Genomic DNA, 14,480 nt, shown 5'->3' on the forward strand with positions numbered 1-14,480 from the left:
ACCATGTATGCGTACCAGGTAAATGCCTGGGGTGACGTTGTGGGCACCCCGGGAGCGGTCACTGATGTGGCTTCCGGACACTATTTCACGCCAGGAGATTTGGACCCCGCACTCGAAGCGATAGCAACAGCAGGGTTTCCCGGCATCGAAATCTTCGACGGCAACCTGTTGGCCTTGGGTGACGATGCGCAATCGTTCGGACGCCGCTTGGAAACCCATGGCCTTGCTCTGGCTGGTGTCTATTCCGGCGGCCACTTCATCTATCCAGACGCACACGAGGAGGAATACCTGCGTTTCGAGCGCTCCATCAAGGTTGCCGCTTCCTTGGGTGCCCGCCACTTCGTTATTGGGGGAGGTGGAGTGAGGACCCGTGGTCGGCTCGATTCGGACTACCGGGTTATGGCGGAGTTGCTGGAGCGTGTAGCTGAAAGCGCGACGGCGGAGGGCCTCATCCCCAGCTACCACCCCCATCTGGGCAGCCTCGCTGAAAACCCGGAGCAGATTGATGCCCTCCTTGCGGCCTCATCCATTGGCCTCTGCGCCGACGTCGCCCATCTCGCCGCCGGTGGTGGCGATCCGATCAGGATCATCGACCGCTACGCAGACCGGCTCACCTATGTCCATCTCAAGAACTACGTCGCAGCTTCGGGCACGTTTGTCCCTCTGGCGGATGGGGATCTCGACATTCGTGCCATCCTCGCTGCGATAACAACCCGGGGTTACTCCGACTGGATCGGAGTGGAACTCGACGGCTACCCGGGTGATCCGGGCGCTGCAGCTGCCGAAAATTTCAAATTCCTTCAGGAGGCTACCAATGCGTGATGTAAATATCGCACTCATCGGCGGAGGCTTCATGGGCAAAGCCCATTCTCTGGCCTACGCCGCGATGCCAATGTTCTTCTGGCCGGCCCCGGCCCGCCCCATTCGAAAGGTGGTGGTCGACGCGACTGACGAACTGGCCCGGACCGCGGCCGATCGCTACGGCTGGGAGCGGCACTCCTCGTCCTGGCAGGAGATCGTTGAAGATCCAACCATTGACGTCGTCGACATCGCAACGCCCAATCATCTCCACGCGGAAATCGCAATTGCCGCCGCGAACGCGGGCAAGCACGTCATCTGCGAGAAGCCCTTGGCACCAACGGTAGACGAAGCACGGCTCATGCTCGAAGCAGTCGAAAGGGCCGGAGTGGTCAATGCCGTCGCCTTCAACTATCGGCGAACTCCTGCCGTGGTGCTGGCTAGGAAGTACATCGAGAACGGAGAGATTGGTGACATCCTCAACTTCCGCGGTACGTACTTGCAGGATTGGAGTGCGGACCCCAACTCACCCCTCAGTTGGCGTTTCCAGAAAAAGATCGCAGGTTCAGGTGCCATCGGCGACATCGGCTCGCATGTCGTTGACCTCGCACGTTATCTCGTCGGAGAAATTGCCGAGGTAAATTCCGTAGTCTCGACCTGGATCAAGGAGCGTCCGCTGCAAAGTGGCGGTTTCGACTCCCTCGGCACCGCCAAGGTCTCCTCGGGACCACGCGGGACCGTGGACGTCGATGATGAGGCCGTGACTCTGGTCAGGTTCACCAATGGCGCAGTAGGGTCGCTGGAAGCCACGCGGAATGCCTGGGGCAGGAACAATTTCTTGACGTTTGAGATCCACGGCACCCGTGGCTCCCTGGTATTCAACTACGAGCGCCGGGACGAACTCCAAGTCGCCTTCGCGGATGATCCTGCAGACCGGCGAGGCTTCCGGACCGTGTACACCGGGCCGGCCACGCCATACGGCGAAGCGCTCTGGCCCATTCCCGCACTGGGCATCGGATACGGCGAGACCAAGATCATCGAGGCCTACGAACTCATGAAGGCCGTGGAAACGGGAGAACGGATTCGGCCGGACTTCGCCGACGGCTACCAAGCGGCACTCGTCGATGAAGCGATCGCGACATCAGGAGCCACGCACGAGTGGGTAAAGGTGGAACCCGTGCAAACGCGAGCCCACGCCCAGCGGTGACGGGGGAAAGTAAGAAATAGGAGAAGCATGATGGTCGGCTGCTGTTCCACATCCATCAGGCCGGGAAGTGACAACAAGAAGCGTCCCGTGGTTCAGGACGAGAATCGAAGTCCTCGGCCCTGCCTGTCAGTGAATGACGAAGTGCTGCTTTCGGGAGGAGTGTTCTCCATGGGCGACGTATTCGATGAGGGATACGCCGCCGACGGCGAGACACCGGTTCACAGCGTGCGGCTGGACGCCTTCCGAATCGACGCGACAGCGGTCACCAACAGCATGTTCGCCTCCTTTGTAAAGGAAACCGGTTATCGGACTGAGGCCGAGCAGTACGGCTCCTCCGCTGTCTTCCATCTGCTCGTCCGTGCCACGGGGCGGGATATCGTCGGCACCGCGGCGGGAGCGCCATGGTGGCTCAACGTTCGCGGTGCCGATTGGGCCCATCCTTTCGGCCCGGATTCCCACTGGTCCGAGAGCCCGGATCATCCGGTCGTGCAGGTTTCCCACTTCGATGCCCTGGCCTATTGCGTCTGGGCCGGTCGGCGGCTACCCACGGAGGCGGAGTGGGAATACGCCGCCCGCGGGGGACTCGAAGGCAAGCGATACGCCTGGGGTGACGAGCTCACCCCAGGCGGGGAGCACCACTGCAACATCTGGCAAGGCGTCTTTCCCGGAGCAAACACCAGCGAAGACGGATATCTTGGAACCTCGCCGGTGAAGACCTTCCCCGCCAACGGCTACGGGCTCTACGAAATGGCCGGCAACGTCTGGGAATGGTGCGCCGACTGGTTCTTGCCCAAGTACTACCGCCAGTCACCCATGGACAATCCGCAGGGGCCCACGATCGGTGCCGGACGCGTCATGCGCGGAGGCTCCTACCTCTGCCATGACTCCTACTGCAACCGCTACCGCGTCGCTGCACGCACCTTCAACACGCCCGATTCCTCCAGCGGCAACTGCGGCTTCCGGACCGTTAGGAACGCGTCATAATCCGGCGAAGCGTTCATCAGCATCATCGAATAAGGAACATGGAGAATTGAGAATGAAAGCAGTCATCCTTCCCGGTGACGAGCGAGTCATCGTGGAAGAGCGGAAAATCCCTGACCTCGGCCCGCATGACGTATTGGTTCGCACCCGCGCGTCGGCCATTTGCCGCAGCGACATGAGCCTCTACCATGGCAGCCCGATTGTCGGTGGTGAAGGCGCCCGAGAAGGATCCGTGATCCCGGGACACGAAGCCGCGGGCGAAGTCGTCCGCATCGGCGATTCCGTCACCCAGGTAAAGGAAGGTGATCGCGTAGCGGGGTACCTCGCTCTGGGCTGCAACTTCTGCGAATACTGCCTCAGCGGCTACATGATGCTATGCAAGCAGTGGAAGTGTTTGGGATTCGATGTCGACGGCGGCGACGCCGACTACTTCGTCCTGCCTGAACGGAACTGCTTACATCTTCCCGATGAGCTCTCCTTCCGAGCAGGAGCAGTCATGACCGACATGCTCGGCAGCCAGTACCACGTACAAAAGCAACTTGGAGTTGCAGGCGGTAAGACCGTCGCCGTCTTCGGCATGGGTCCAATGGGATTGGCCGCGGTACTTGTTGGGAGGGCGTTCGGCGCCCGTATCATCGCCGTCGATGTCATTGCCGACCGTCTGGAACAGGCTAGCCGGCTCGGGGCAGATGTCGTCATCAACAGCGCGGCCGACGACGCCCTCCAGCGGGTCCTTGAGCTCACCCAAGGCCGTGGTGCCGAGATCTGCATCGATTGCTCCGGCAATCCGGCCGGGCAAAACTCTGCCCTGGATGCTGCGGCGAAGCTAGGAGCCGTCGCCTTCGTCGGAGAATCCCGAGCAACGGAAATCCACCCAAAGCGAGCAGATCATACGCAAGCTTCTCACCGTCGTCGGGGGCTGGTACTTCCCTGCAGGTGACTGGGAAGGAATCGTTCGCCTTGTCCTTGATCACAAGGTCCCGGTTGAAAAGCTCATCAGCCACGAATTCTCCATCGACCAGGCAGAAGAAGCCTTCCAAGCCTTCGATCGTCGCGAAACCGAAAAAGCCCTCTTTATCTGGTAGTCCCAAGAAATCAGTTTCTTCGAAAGAAAAGTCTATGTTCAGATATGCTGCCGAACTGGTCCCCTTCCACGATTACGACTTGGAGGATTCGCTCCGCGTCCTCGCTGACATCGGCTTCAAAGAAGTCAACCTTTGGTCGTCAGCGGCACCGCTGGCCCATCACGTCAACCCCGGCGACGACCCGGGCACCATCCGTGGATTGCTCAATAAATACAGACTCACCCCGTGCGGACTGACCGTCTACGGCAAGACCCAAGACGAAATCCTGGAACGCGTCGATTTCGCCGCCGACCTGGGCATCGACACCCTGATCTTTGACTGTGAGGCGAACTATTCCGATTTCGTCTCCACCTTCCTGCCTCCAATCGTTGAGGCTGGAGCCCGCAGGGGTGTGCGGATAGCCGTTGAGAACCATCTCACGGTGCCTTTCTCTGAGGACTTCGAATCCGGCGCCAATGAAGACAATCGGTGGCACGAAGGCGTAGACACCCTGGCCCAGATGAAGCGACTGATCCGCGACATCGACCACCCCTACCTTGGAGTATGCATTGCACCCCCGCACCTATGGGTTATGCAGGAGACCATCAGCGAGGCCATCACCTTCCTCGCCGAGCGCAAACGGCTCTTCTATTACTACATCTGGGATATAGACCGGGCCTACCGTCACGGCAGGGACGGACTCAACTTCGGCCCCGCTGAACAACAACTTCCCCGCTCCGATGGGACGCTGGACCACTACGTCATGCTGGGCACTCTGCGCCGTGTCGGATATGAAGGCGTGGCTAGCCTTAAATGCCACGGAACGGGGGGCTGGAGTTTTGAAAAGATCAGCAAACACCTCCGCGCCTCCGACGCTTACATCAAAGAATGCATGAAACGAGATTCAGCGCCCTGATTACGACCATCGGAGGCCACCAAGCACGGAGTCCATCCCAAACAAACTCTTACCAGCAGCAAACCCCAGGCAGGAGAAACAGCAGTGAAAGACAAACGGCTCGGCATAGCGGCTATCGGCTACGCCTTCATGGGGAAGGCCCATTCGAATGCGTGGCGGAACGTGGCCAGTTTCTTCGATGTCCCGGCCTTCGAGCAGAAAGTGCTCGTGGGCCGGGACGCCACCCAGGTAGCCGAGGCCGCAGCCAAGTACGGCTGGGCAGAGTCCGCCACCGACTGGCGCTCCGTAATTGAACGCGACGACATCGACATCGTGGACATCTGCGCCCCGGGGTGGATGCACGCCGAAATCGCCATCGCCGCGCTCGAAGCCGGCAAGCACGTGCTGGTGGAGAAGCCGCTGGCGAACACTCTGGGTGAGGCGGAGCTGATGACAGCGGCTGCTGCCAGGGCCCGCGCCAAGGGGGTGCAGTCGATGATCGGTTTCAACTACCGTCGCGTTCCTGCCCTGGCTCTGGCCCGGGAGCTCATTGCCGAGGGCCGGCTCGGCACTATCCGGCACGTGCGCGCCGCGTACTTGCAGGACTGGCTCTCCGACGCCGAGTCCCCGATGAGTTGGCGGCTCCGGAAGGAAACGGCCGGTTCCGGTGCCCTCGGCGACATCGCTTCCCACGCCATCGACCAAATCCAGTACCTGACCGGACAGACCATCCTCGAGGCATCGGGGGTGCTGAAAACGTTCGTGTCTCAGCGGCCCGGTCCGGGCGGTTTAGAAAACGTCACTGTGGACGACGCGGTATGGGCAACGTTCTGGCTTACCGGTGACATGGGCGCCTCGGTCGAAGCATCCCGCGTCGCGACCGGCCAGAAGAACAGCCTTTCGATCGAGGTCTACGGCACCGCAGGTTCCCTGACGTTCGACCTGGAAAACCTGAACGAACTGAACTTCCTGGACGCGACCGCACCTGTCCGTGAGCAGGGTTTCCGCCGGATCCTGGTCAATGAACCCGAACACCCCTATATGGAAGCGTGGTGGCCGCAGGGTCACATCATCGGCTGGGAACACACCTTCACGCACCAGATCCGGGACTTCCTTTTGGCCGTCCAGACCAGGGAGGCGCCGTCACCGTCGTTCGAAGACGGGCTGCAGGTCCAACGTGTCCTGGATGCTGTGGAAGCCTCAGCCAAGAACAAAAGCATCATTACCGCCGTCGAGCACAAGTCACTCATCACTGAAGGAGCCTGACATGCCCCGCCCGTACACCCTGTTCACCGGCCAGTGGGCCGACCTCCCTTTCGAGGAAGTCGCGCGCCTAGCCTCGGGCTGGGGCTACGACGGCCTGGAAATCGCCGTCTCCGGAGACCACCTGGACGCCTGGCGCTGGGACGAACCCGGCTACGTCGAGTCCAAACTCGCCGTCCTGGAAAAGTACAACCTGAAGGTCTGGGCCATCTCCAACCACCTCAAAGGCCAGGCCGTCTGCGATGACCCCATCGACTTCCGCCACGAAGCGATCGTCGGCTCGCGCGTGTGGGGCGACGGGGACCCCGAAGGCGTCCGCCAACGCGCCGCCGAGGAAATGAAACACACCGCCCGCCTCGCCAAAGCCCTGGGTGTGGACACCGTGGTCGGGTTCACCGGCTCCTCCATCTGGCAGTACGTGGCCATGTTCCCGCCCGTCCCCGAAAAAGTCATCGACGCCGGCTACCAGGACTTCGCCGACCGGTGGAACCCCATCCTGGACGTCTTCGACGAATGCGGTGTCCGCTTCGCCCACGAAGTCCACCCCAGTGAGATCGCCTACGACTACTGGACCACCGTCCGGACCCTCGAAGCGATCGGCCACCGGGAAGCGTTCGGCCTGAACTGGGACCCCTCCCACTTCATGTGGCAGGGCATCGATCCCGTGTCCTTCATCTGGGACTTCAAGGACCGGATCTACCACGTGGACTGCAAGGACACCAAGCTCCGCCCCACCGGCCGGAACACCGTCATGGGCTCCCACCTGCCGTGGGGCGACCCGCGCCGCGGCTGGGACTTCGTCTCCGCCGGACGCGGCGACGTGCCCTGGGAATCATCCTTCCGCGCCCTCACCGCGATCGGCTACAACGGCCCCATCAGCGTGGAATGGGAAGACGCCGGCATGGACCGCCTCCACGGCGCCCCCGAAGCCCTCGCCGCCCTCAAGAAGTTCGACTTCCCCGCATCCCAAACCAGCTTCGACGCAGCCTTCAGCAGCAAGGTCTGATCAGTGCGGAGCGCGAAACTTTGACTGTCCGCAAGACCGGACATCCCGGGCGAGCGTCCGCCGATACGGGGAGTACCTCCGCCTCTCGGCGGCGGCGCTCGAAGTCAGACGTAAGCACGGCGTCGGGGGCCGTTCCAAACCGACCCCAAGGGGACCGCATTGCCAGCCGACCTTTACCTACCTTTGGGCCATGCCGAGTGGTCAGCGCGGTACGAATCACTTGCTCCGCTAGTCGTTGGGTCAAGCGCCATAGCTCCACTCACGATGGGGGAGCTGACCACCATCGCCCGCATCGACCCAGACCCCCTTCTGGCCACAGGGCTCAGCCTCGATTACACGGCACTTGGCGGCTCGGTGGAGCTCCGTCAACGAATCGCCGCCATAATGCCTGGCGTCATCTCAGATAACATCACCGTCACCGTTGGAGCCGGCGAAGCGCTGGCCATGGTCGCCGAAGCGGCCTGCCTTCCTGGCGCCCATGTTGTTATCGAAACTCCGGCTCCCCGAAGTGCCCTTATGGCAGCACACAGACTAGGCGCGTCCGTCACCTTGCTCCAGGGCCCGATCACTTGGGAATTGGTCGTTAGCAGCTTACGACCAACCACAAGGGCCGTTTTCCTGACTTCCCCGCACAGCCCGACCGGTCAAGTACTGGGTGCTGACGCCCTGACCCGGATCGCAGCGGAGTTGGCTAAGGTCGACGCGCTCCTTGTTGTTGATGAGAGCTATCGAGGACTGCCCCTGGGAATGTCACAGGTCCCTCCGGCCGTTGCCGCCCTCGTCCCCAACGGTGTATCTATAGGTAGCCTCTCCAAGGTATACGGACTTCCTGGGTTGCGCCTCGGGTGGGTAGCAGGCCCCGCCCTCTTGGTCGATGACGTGAAATCCATGCAGCGCTGGACTTCGCGGTCTCCGGCAGCCACCAGCGAAGTGATCGCCACGATCGCCTTGGACAACAGCGAGGCTCTTCTCTCCCGCGCCCGATCAATCGTGTACGACAGCTACGCCGAACTGGCCGCCATCTGCGACAGGTCGCCGCTAATGCAGCTGACGGCGCCGGACGGAGGGACTACCGCCTTCCCGCAGATTGATGTTGGTGATGTGGATGCATGGTGTGGACGGGTCGCAGAGCAGTACGGGGTCCTGTTAGCGCCTGGCAACGCATGCTTCGGAATCCCCGGCCGGATCCGCATCAACCTGGGCTTACGGCCGGAGGTGAGGGCGAAGGCCTTTCCAGTTCTCGCTCAAGCCCTTAAGGGAACCCCACGCTCCGGCGTTAGGAGCCGCTGAGGTTTGACCCAAGAGGAGTCTGCTTGTTCCAGGAGCGCAGGGCTGGTATGAATCCGGTACATGCAATGCCCGGAATTTCGGCGTGGCGGTGATAGCCTTGATGCATGGATGGGACGACGCAGCAGGGCCTGACTGACGAGCTTCCCGTCGCTGGACCCTTGACGGCTGTGGATTCGGCGATAGTCACTGATGTAGCGAAGAGGGTCGACGTCTCAGACCGCCGCGATCTGCGCCGGCGTCTGGCTGATGGCCTCGAAGAGTGGCTATTGGAACATCGCGCGCCCCATCAACTGCTTCCTTCAGCGCGGCACTTCTCGGACGCATGGGGCGTTCATCGGGCCACCGTTCAGGGGGCCTTCGAAATCCTGGTCGACAGGGGAACCCTCGCCAGAATTGCTAATGGGCGCTTTGTCGCAAACTTCGTGGCCACAGTTCGAGAAGATGGAGCAGCAGCCCTTGCCGGGCGCCTGAGGACCACGGCCGGCCTGGCTGTCCGCGATGGGCTTTCCGAATCCGCATTCATCGAATTGGCACGGCAAATGTTCCGCGCCGCGGCTATGGCGGACATACGCGTCGTCTTTGTTGAACCCGAGGTCGAGGTTCCGGGCATGGGTGCCGAGGATCTTTCCCGCCTTCTCGACTATCCGGTTTCCAGCGAACGCCTTGAGGCCATCGAGCCTGCCCCACGAACGGTGTTCGTCGCGTTGGCGTCCGATGCCACCAAGGCCCGAACCAGGATGGCCGGCCGGGCAGACGTCTTTGCCATCGGCCTGACACTCGAGACCGACCTCCGGCTTGCGGTGGCCGGCCTTCCCTCGGAGACAAGTGTGGCAGTTGTCTCGGAGGACCAACGGGTTTTGAGGGCCGTGATGGACAAGGTCTCAGAACTGCGATCGGACCTTTCCATCCATAGCCATACGGAAATACCACGGGAGCTCGGAGATACAGCGCTCCTGCTCCTGCCCGAGGCGATGGTGGCCGACACCGGCAATCTCCCGACGGCCCGCTACCGGTGCCAAATCTCCCTTGCGGAGCTCACTTTCCTGCGGTCCCGGCTTGCAGGTTCGTTGGGGCAAGCGGCAACAGCCGAGACCACGACTGACCACACGAAGATCGATCTGCCTGCACAGTGACCTGGGTGGCGTCGTTGGTGCCGGGGGATCGGGCAAGGGCACCGGCAATGTTCAAGCCGCCAACACAACAATGTTCCAGCCACCATTTTTGTGGTGGCCGGAACATTGTTTGGTGGTCAGCGCCCGGACTTTTGTCTTTTCGGGGCGGCTTCGGGGATCAACGGATGCCCGCCCCGGCCTCTGCGGGAGCTGCGCGGCGTTCCAAACTCCGCAAACGAATAAGCTCCACCACCTCCGCAGCCTCTTGGGTTCCTTCGTGGATATCCCGCGGCTCAATGCAGTCCCCGATGCGGTAAACCTCCAGTTCGGGATTGATTTCCATCAGGCTCTCGTAAAGCTCAACGTTGGAAACCCGCCCACCGGTTACAACATCCTGGACGTCATTCCAGGTTTCCGGCACGCCCCGGTGTTGTAGGCGGATGAACCCATCCCCAACTTCCTCGACAGTGCGTTCCGGATGCAGGTGGACGTTCTCCAGTGCGTCGACCTGGGCAATCAACAGATTGCGTGCGGGCGCGGCCTTGTTGAGCGCGAACCCACTGTCAGGGTCCACGATGTCGATCCGGAGATCCGGCCTTGCTGTACCAAGACGTACGGCGAGAAAGCAGCTTTCGGCATCTCCGCCGATTATCACGACTCGGCCGGACCAAGCGGTGATGTCACGATCAAAGGCCGAGATGACGTTGAAGACCGGGCGGCCGCCACTGGTCGTCGCGTAGGTGTAACCGCCGCGTGCGCCCGTGGCGATGATGATCGCATCTGTGTCGTGGTCCGCCAGTGTGGCTGCGTCCAGTGTCTGACCGAGCTTTACGTCGACATGGAGTTTTTCCATCTGCCGGGAAAGATAGCTGACGAAGTAGCCATAGTCGTGCGCGGCGAGGGCGGCCTGGTTCAGCTGACCACCAAGCACAGGCCGCGCCTCATAAAGCTCCACGCTGTTTCCTTGGCGTGCCAAGAGCCGGGCGGCGGTCATTCCGGCCGGCCCGCCGCCGATCACCGTCACGTGGCGGGGACGTTCCGTGATGCGTAGGGCCCGCGTGCGCTCAAACGTCGATTGGGGATTCACGGCGCAATGCGCCACCTTGCGGCCGAAAAATAGATTCAGGCAGGTGTGGCAGGCGATGCAGGGGACGATGTCCTCGGCCCGGTCCTGCTCGATCTTGCGTACGAAATGGGGATCCGCGTGGAAAGCACGTGTCATGGAAATGAAATCGGCCCGGCCGTCCGCCAGCACGGATTCAGCAAGGTCAGGATCGTTGAGTTTCTGCGTCACGCTGACCGGTACTGTGTCTCCAACCGCCTTCTTCAGCTGTTCGGCGATGGGTACGAAACCACCGTGTCCCCTTTCGGGGCCCTGAAAGATTTCGCTTCCCGTCTCGTAGATGCCGGCGGTGATGTCGATCAGGTTGATGCCGGCCTTTACAAGGAGCTTGCAGAAGGGAATGGTGTCGGCTGTCGTGAGGCCACCCTCCACGTATTCCTCCATGGAGATGCGGTAGCCGATGGGATAGTCCGGCCCGACGACGTTCCTGACAGCGGCGACGACCTCGAGGGCGAATCGGGCCCGGTTTTCGGCCGACCCTCCATACTTGTCAGTCCGCTTGTTACTCCAGGGAGAAAGGAACTGTTCCAGGAGATAACCGTGCGAACCGTGCAGATGGATCATGTCGACGCCGGCCTTGAGGCACCGCGCTGCGGCGTCTGCGAAGGCGCGGACAACGTCGTCGATATCGGCCTGGGTCATTTCCAGTGGAAGCGGCATGGGGTCGAAGAAGCTGCACGGTATCGCGGTTGGCGCCAAGGGCTGACGCAGCGTTGCGGTCGATGCAGACTGTCGACCCGCGAAATACAGCTCAACCGAAACTACTGCCCCTTCGTTGTGGAGCGCGTCGACGAGCCGGGTGAAGCCTGGGATAACCCGATCGTCGTGGCACCCGACCTGGAACGGATTCCCTTGGCCACGAGGGTCAACGTATGTGGACTCGACATTCACCAGGCCCGCACCGCCCCGGGCCCGTTCGACCAAGTAGTCGATGTAGCGCTGGTTCAGGGTGCCATCGCGATTAGCCATGGCCCGTTCCATCGGACCGGTGATGATGCGGTTCTTTGTCCGCATGCGGTTGATTCTGCCCTCGCGTAGCAGGTTTGGGTACGCCATAGTCCTACCTTTCTTGGATGGAGATACAAGCGGCCGAATGGCTTCGCCCGCGTCTGCCAGCGACAAGCGTGCGACCACTCTGACGCTAAAGCATGTGTACCAGTTATGTTCCAGGTTGGTCAATGGATGCTGTCATTTGCGGGTTTTCAAAAAGAAAAGTCAAAATTCCTTGACTCTCGGTACAGTGTTGGTACATTTGCTGCAGGTCGCCCCGCAATGGGTGAAACCACCGGCCCGGGCCTTCTTCTCCGGGCAGCACACCCCTCTAGATGGCCGCTTCCGTTGGAGGGCCACCAGGAAAGTGAGAAAAGCAAATGAGTAACATCGTCGTTACCGGCGGCTCCGGCCGCCTCGGACGTGAGTTCGTTGTACCGGAACTCGCGAAGGACCACTCCATCAAAGTGTTCGACGCCATTGAACCCCCGAACTCAGAATGGGATTTCCACAAGGGCGACATCCTGTCCATCGATGACCTGGCAAGCGCCTTCGAGGGCGCCGACGCCATAGTCCACCTGGCCGCTATCCCCGTTTACACCGGGCAAGGCGAAGAAGAAAAGATTTGGCGCGTGAATAGCGACGGCACGTTCAACGTCCTCGAAGCTGCGCGTCGGGCCGGTGTCCAGGACATCGTTCTGACCAGCAGCGTATGCGCCTGGGGCCCGATCTTCTGGTCCACCCCGCAGACTCCGGAATACTTCCCGATTGACGAGGAAATATCCAACCGCCCCGACGACATGTACGGGATGAGCAAGATCATCGGCGAAGTCCTCGGTTACGGGTATAGCCGCCGCTACAAGCAGCGCATCGCGTCCCTCCGCTTGGCAACGGTGGGTCTCTTCGACCAGGACTACTGGATCGACGCCGTTGCCGACATCGACAACCCGGAACATGTGCTCCCAGCCGTGGCCAACCCGGAACTACCCTCCGCGGGAGACATGACGATGACCGACTTCGTCTACCAGTATGTCGACCCGCGGGACGTTGCGCAGGCATTCCGTCTCGCACTGGAGTCAGTGCAGACGGGCCGGATCGGTAACGAAGACGTGCAGTGGGACAACTTCAACATCGGGGCCGGCGATGTCTTCTCGACCCGGGACTCGCTGGACCTCATCAGGAAGTACTACCCGGAGGCACGGGTGAACGAGGACCTGTACCGGGCGGAACCCCAGTACCCCCTCTACGACATCAGCAAGGCTCGCAATCTCCTCGGCTATGACCCCCAGTACACGTGGCGCGACTTCACGCCGCGGCCAGCCGCCGCGTCGAAGTAACCAAACAGGAGCATGCAGCTGCCCGGTCTGCCTGCTGATTCGTTCGCATAGGCGTAGATAGATGGCCGATGCAGTGGAATCAGCAGGCACCCGGACACCTGCGGCAGGGTCCGTCGCTTTCCTGCGCCGCCGCCCTCAGGGCTCCCCTCCACCTTTGCCATCCATTCGCTAGGAGCACATTCAGAATGTCGATAAAGAGCCGAATCAAAGGCGCAGCATTCGTGGCGGCCTCCGCCATGACAATTACCATGTTCGCCGGTTGTAGTGCCGGCGGTACCGGGGCTGGCACAGCAGTCGCCACCGTCGACCCGGCCATCCAGAGCAAGGTCGAAAAATGCCTCACCGAGGTAGCCCAAAAGGTCTACAACAAGGGTCCACAAGGCGAGACGGCGACGCCCGCTTCGCAACTGACATTGACGCAGGAAGAAATCGACAAAGTCAGGGCTATGAAGAAGACGGTCGCCATCGCATGGCATGTCTTTGGCAGCGACTATTCCACAGCCCAGGTAGCGGCCCTGAAAGACACGTTTAATAAGCTGGGCATCGAGGTCCTGACTACCACGGACGGCCAGTTCCAAGTCAACAAACAGACCAACGACATTCAGACGATCCTGGCACGCAAGCCGGATTTCATGGTGTCCCTTCCGGTTGACGCGCCCTCCGAGACAGGCATCTACCAGCAGGCTGCCGCAGCCGGAGTGAAGCTCGTCTTCGCGCTCAATGCGCCGCCCGAGATGAAAGCAGGCAAGGACTACCTCACGGTCGTCGGTTCCGACGACTACGGTACCGGCGTGGCCTCGGCATGCCAGTTGGTGAAAGCGGTAAACGGCAAGGGGAAGGTCGGCATTATCTACCACGCCGCCCACTACTACGCCACGCAGCAGCGGCTTGATGCGGTGCATGCAGTGTTGAAGGAATACCCCGACATCCAGGTCGTGGAGGAAAAGGGGAGCCCGGGCCCTGACTTTACCGGTCAGGGTGCAGCCGCTACGAACAGCATGCTAAGCCAGCACCCGGATCTCGACGGAATCTGGGCTGTCTGGGATACCCACGCCGAGGGCGTCATCGCAGCAGCGCGCGAGAGGGGTAAGAACGGTTCGAACTTCGCCATCACCACGATCGACCTCGGTAAGACGGTTGCCGTGAGCACAGCCAGGGACGACATGGTGAAGGGAGTCGGCGGGTCGCAGCCATACAACCAGGGCGTGGCCGAAGCGATGGCCGTTGCCTACTCGCTGCTCGGAAAAGATCTCAACCCCTACTACGCATGGAACGCACTCCCGGTTGACCGTTCCAACGTGGTGGAGCAGTGGAAACAGATCTACAACGCTGAAGCGCCGAAGGAAATCACTGACGCAGTCAACAAGAAATAGGAGGCTCGGGCGGGTTTCCGGATGCCTTTTGGGGGCGTCCG

12 protein-coding genes are annotated in these 14,480 nt (G+C 61.3%); 11 read left to right on the plus strand and 1 reads right to left on the minus strand.

What is annotated here, in order from left to right; genetic code table 11:
- Positions 1-3 precede the first annotated feature (3 nt).
- The 9 genes from ACZ5G6_RS11585 (at position 4) to ACZ5G6_RS11625 (ending at position 9,637) form a co-directional block, all read left to right on the plus strand.
- Complete coding sequence (locus ACZ5G6_RS11585; protein WP_498691694.1) at positions 4-822, plus strand: sugar phosphate isomerase/epimerase family protein; 819 nt, start codon at positions 4-6, stop codon at positions 820-822.
- Positions 815-2,005, plus strand: coding sequence for a levoglucosan dehydrogenase (locus tag ACZ5G6_RS11590; protein ID WP_223932586.1), 1,191 nt, complete (start codon positions 815-817; stop codon positions 2,003-2,005). Before ACZ5G6_RS11585 ends, ACZ5G6_RS11590 begins: the two co-directional genes overlap by 8 nt.
- 27 nt (positions 2,006-2,032) lie before the next feature.
- The gene (locus tag ACZ5G6_RS11595; RefSeq protein WP_498691697.1) at positions 2,033-2,989 is read left to right on the plus strand and encodes a formylglycine-generating enzyme family protein; all 957 of its coding nucleotides are present in this window, start codon (positions 2,033-2,035) and stop codon (positions 2,987-2,989) included.
- 52 nt (positions 2,990-3,041) lie between these two features.
- Positions 3,042-3,926: a zinc-dependent alcohol dehydrogenase gene (locus ACZ5G6_RS11600; protein WP_498691699.1), complete on the plus strand. Its 885-nt coding sequence runs from the start codon at positions 3,042-3,044 to the stop codon at positions 3,924-3,926.
- Between the two features lie 179 nt (positions 3,927-4,105).
- Positions 4,106-4,966, plus strand: coding sequence for a sugar phosphate isomerase/epimerase family protein (locus ACZ5G6_RS11605; protein ID WP_498691701.1), 861 nt, complete (start codon positions 4,106-4,108; stop codon positions 4,964-4,966).
- Positions 4,967-5,095: 129 nt separating this feature from the next.
- Positions 5,096-6,211, plus strand: coding sequence for a Gfo/Idh/MocA family protein (locus ACZ5G6_RS11610; protein ID WP_263422393.1), 1,116 nt, complete (start codon positions 5,096-5,098; stop codon positions 6,209-6,211).
- Between the two features lies 1 nt (position 6,212).
- Positions 6,213-7,214 carry a sugar phosphate isomerase/epimerase family protein gene (locus ACZ5G6_RS11615; protein ID WP_498691703.1) on the plus strand — a complete coding sequence of 334 codons (1,002 nt, stop codon included), beginning with the start codon at positions 6,213-6,215 and terminating at the stop codon, positions 7,212-7,214.
- Positions 7,215-7,478: 264 nt separating this feature from the next.
- Positions 7,479-8,504 carry an aminotransferase class I/II-fold pyridoxal phosphate-dependent enzyme gene (locus tag ACZ5G6_RS11620; RefSeq protein ID WP_498691705.1) on the plus strand — a complete coding sequence of 342 codons (1,026 nt, stop codon included), beginning with the start codon at positions 7,479-7,481 and terminating at the stop codon, positions 8,502-8,504.
- Between the two features lie 104 nt (positions 8,505-8,608).
- The gene (locus ACZ5G6_RS11625; RefSeq protein ID WP_498691707.1) at positions 8,609-9,637 is read left to right on the plus strand and encodes a hypothetical protein; all 1,029 of its coding nucleotides are present in this window, start codon (positions 8,609-8,611) and stop codon (positions 9,635-9,637) included.
- Between the two features lie 157 nt (positions 9,638-9,794).
- On the opposite strand, the gene ACZ5G6_RS11630 is transcribed toward ACZ5G6_RS11625, so the two are convergent.
- Positions 9,795-11,795, minus strand: coding sequence for an oxidoreductase (locus ACZ5G6_RS11630; RefSeq protein ID WP_498691709.1), 2,001 nt, complete (start codon positions 11,793-11,795; stop codon positions 9,795-9,797).
- Positions 11,796-12,109: 314 nt separating this feature from the next.
- Here ACZ5G6_RS11630 and ACZ5G6_RS11635 point away from each other — a divergent pair, with 314 nt between their 5' ends.
- Both ACZ5G6_RS11635 and ACZ5G6_RS11640 read left to right on the plus strand, forming a co-directional pair.
- Positions 12,110-13,066 (plus strand): NAD-dependent epimerase/dehydratase family protein, encoded by a 957-nt coding sequence (locus ACZ5G6_RS11635; RefSeq protein WP_223932594.1) that lies wholly within the window; start codon positions 12,110-12,112, stop codon positions 13,064-13,066.
- Positions 13,067-13,251: 185 nt separating this feature from the next.
- Complete coding sequence (locus ACZ5G6_RS11640; RefSeq protein ID WP_223932595.1) at positions 13,252-14,439, plus strand: substrate-binding domain-containing protein; 1,188 nt, start codon at positions 13,252-13,254, stop codon at positions 14,437-14,439.
- Positions 14,440-14,480 lie beyond the last annotated feature (41 nt).

The sequence above is a fragment of the Arthrobacter sp. TmtSoilC51 genome, from assembly GCF_055388015.1.

Excerpts from the sequence above, each read along its gene's own strand:
- ACZ5G6_RS11585 (WP_498691694.1), top strand. The coding sequence starts at position 4 with ATGTATGCGTACCAGGTAAATGCCTGGGGTGACGTTGTGGGCACCCCG.
- ACZ5G6_RS11590 (WP_223932586.1), top strand. The coding sequence starts at position 815 with ATGCGTGATGTAAATATCGCACTCATCGGCGGAGGCTTCATGGGCAAA.
- ACZ5G6_RS11595 (WP_498691697.1), top strand. The coding sequence starts at position 2,033 with ATGATGGTCGGCTGCTGTTCCACATCCATCAGGCCGGGAAGTGACAAC.
- ACZ5G6_RS11600 (WP_498691699.1), top strand. The coding sequence starts at position 3,042 with ATGAAAGCAGTCATCCTTCCCGGTGACGAGCGAGTCATCGTGGAAGAG.
- ACZ5G6_RS11605 (WP_498691701.1), top strand. The coding sequence starts at position 4,106 with ATGTTCAGATATGCTGCCGAACTGGTCCCCTTCCACGATTACGACTTG.
- ACZ5G6_RS11610 (WP_263422393.1), top strand. The coding sequence starts at position 5,096 with ATGGGGAAGGCCCATTCGAATGCGTGGCGGAACGTGGCCAGTTTCTTC.
- ACZ5G6_RS11615 (WP_498691703.1), top strand. The coding sequence starts at position 6,213 with ATGCCCCGCCCGTACACCCTGTTCACCGGCCAGTGGGCCGACCTCCCT.
- ACZ5G6_RS11620 (WP_498691705.1), top strand. The coding sequence starts at position 7,479 with ATGGGGGAGCTGACCACCATCGCCCGCATCGACCCAGACCCCCTTCTG.
- ACZ5G6_RS11625 (WP_498691707.1), top strand. The coding sequence starts at position 8,609 with ATGGATGGGACGACGCAGCAGGGCCTGACTGACGAGCTTCCCGTCGCT.
- ACZ5G6_RS11630 (WP_498691709.1), bottom strand. The coding sequence starts at position 11,795 with ATGGCGTACCCAAACCTGCTACGCGAGGGCAGAATCAACCGCATGCGG.
- ACZ5G6_RS11635 (WP_223932594.1), top strand. The coding sequence starts at position 12,110 with ATGAGTAACATCGTCGTTACCGGCGGCTCCGGCCGCCTCGGACGTGAG.
- ACZ5G6_RS11640 (WP_223932595.1), top strand. The coding sequence starts at position 13,252 with ATGTCGATAAAGAGCCGAATCAAAGGCGCAGCATTCGTGGCGGCCTCC.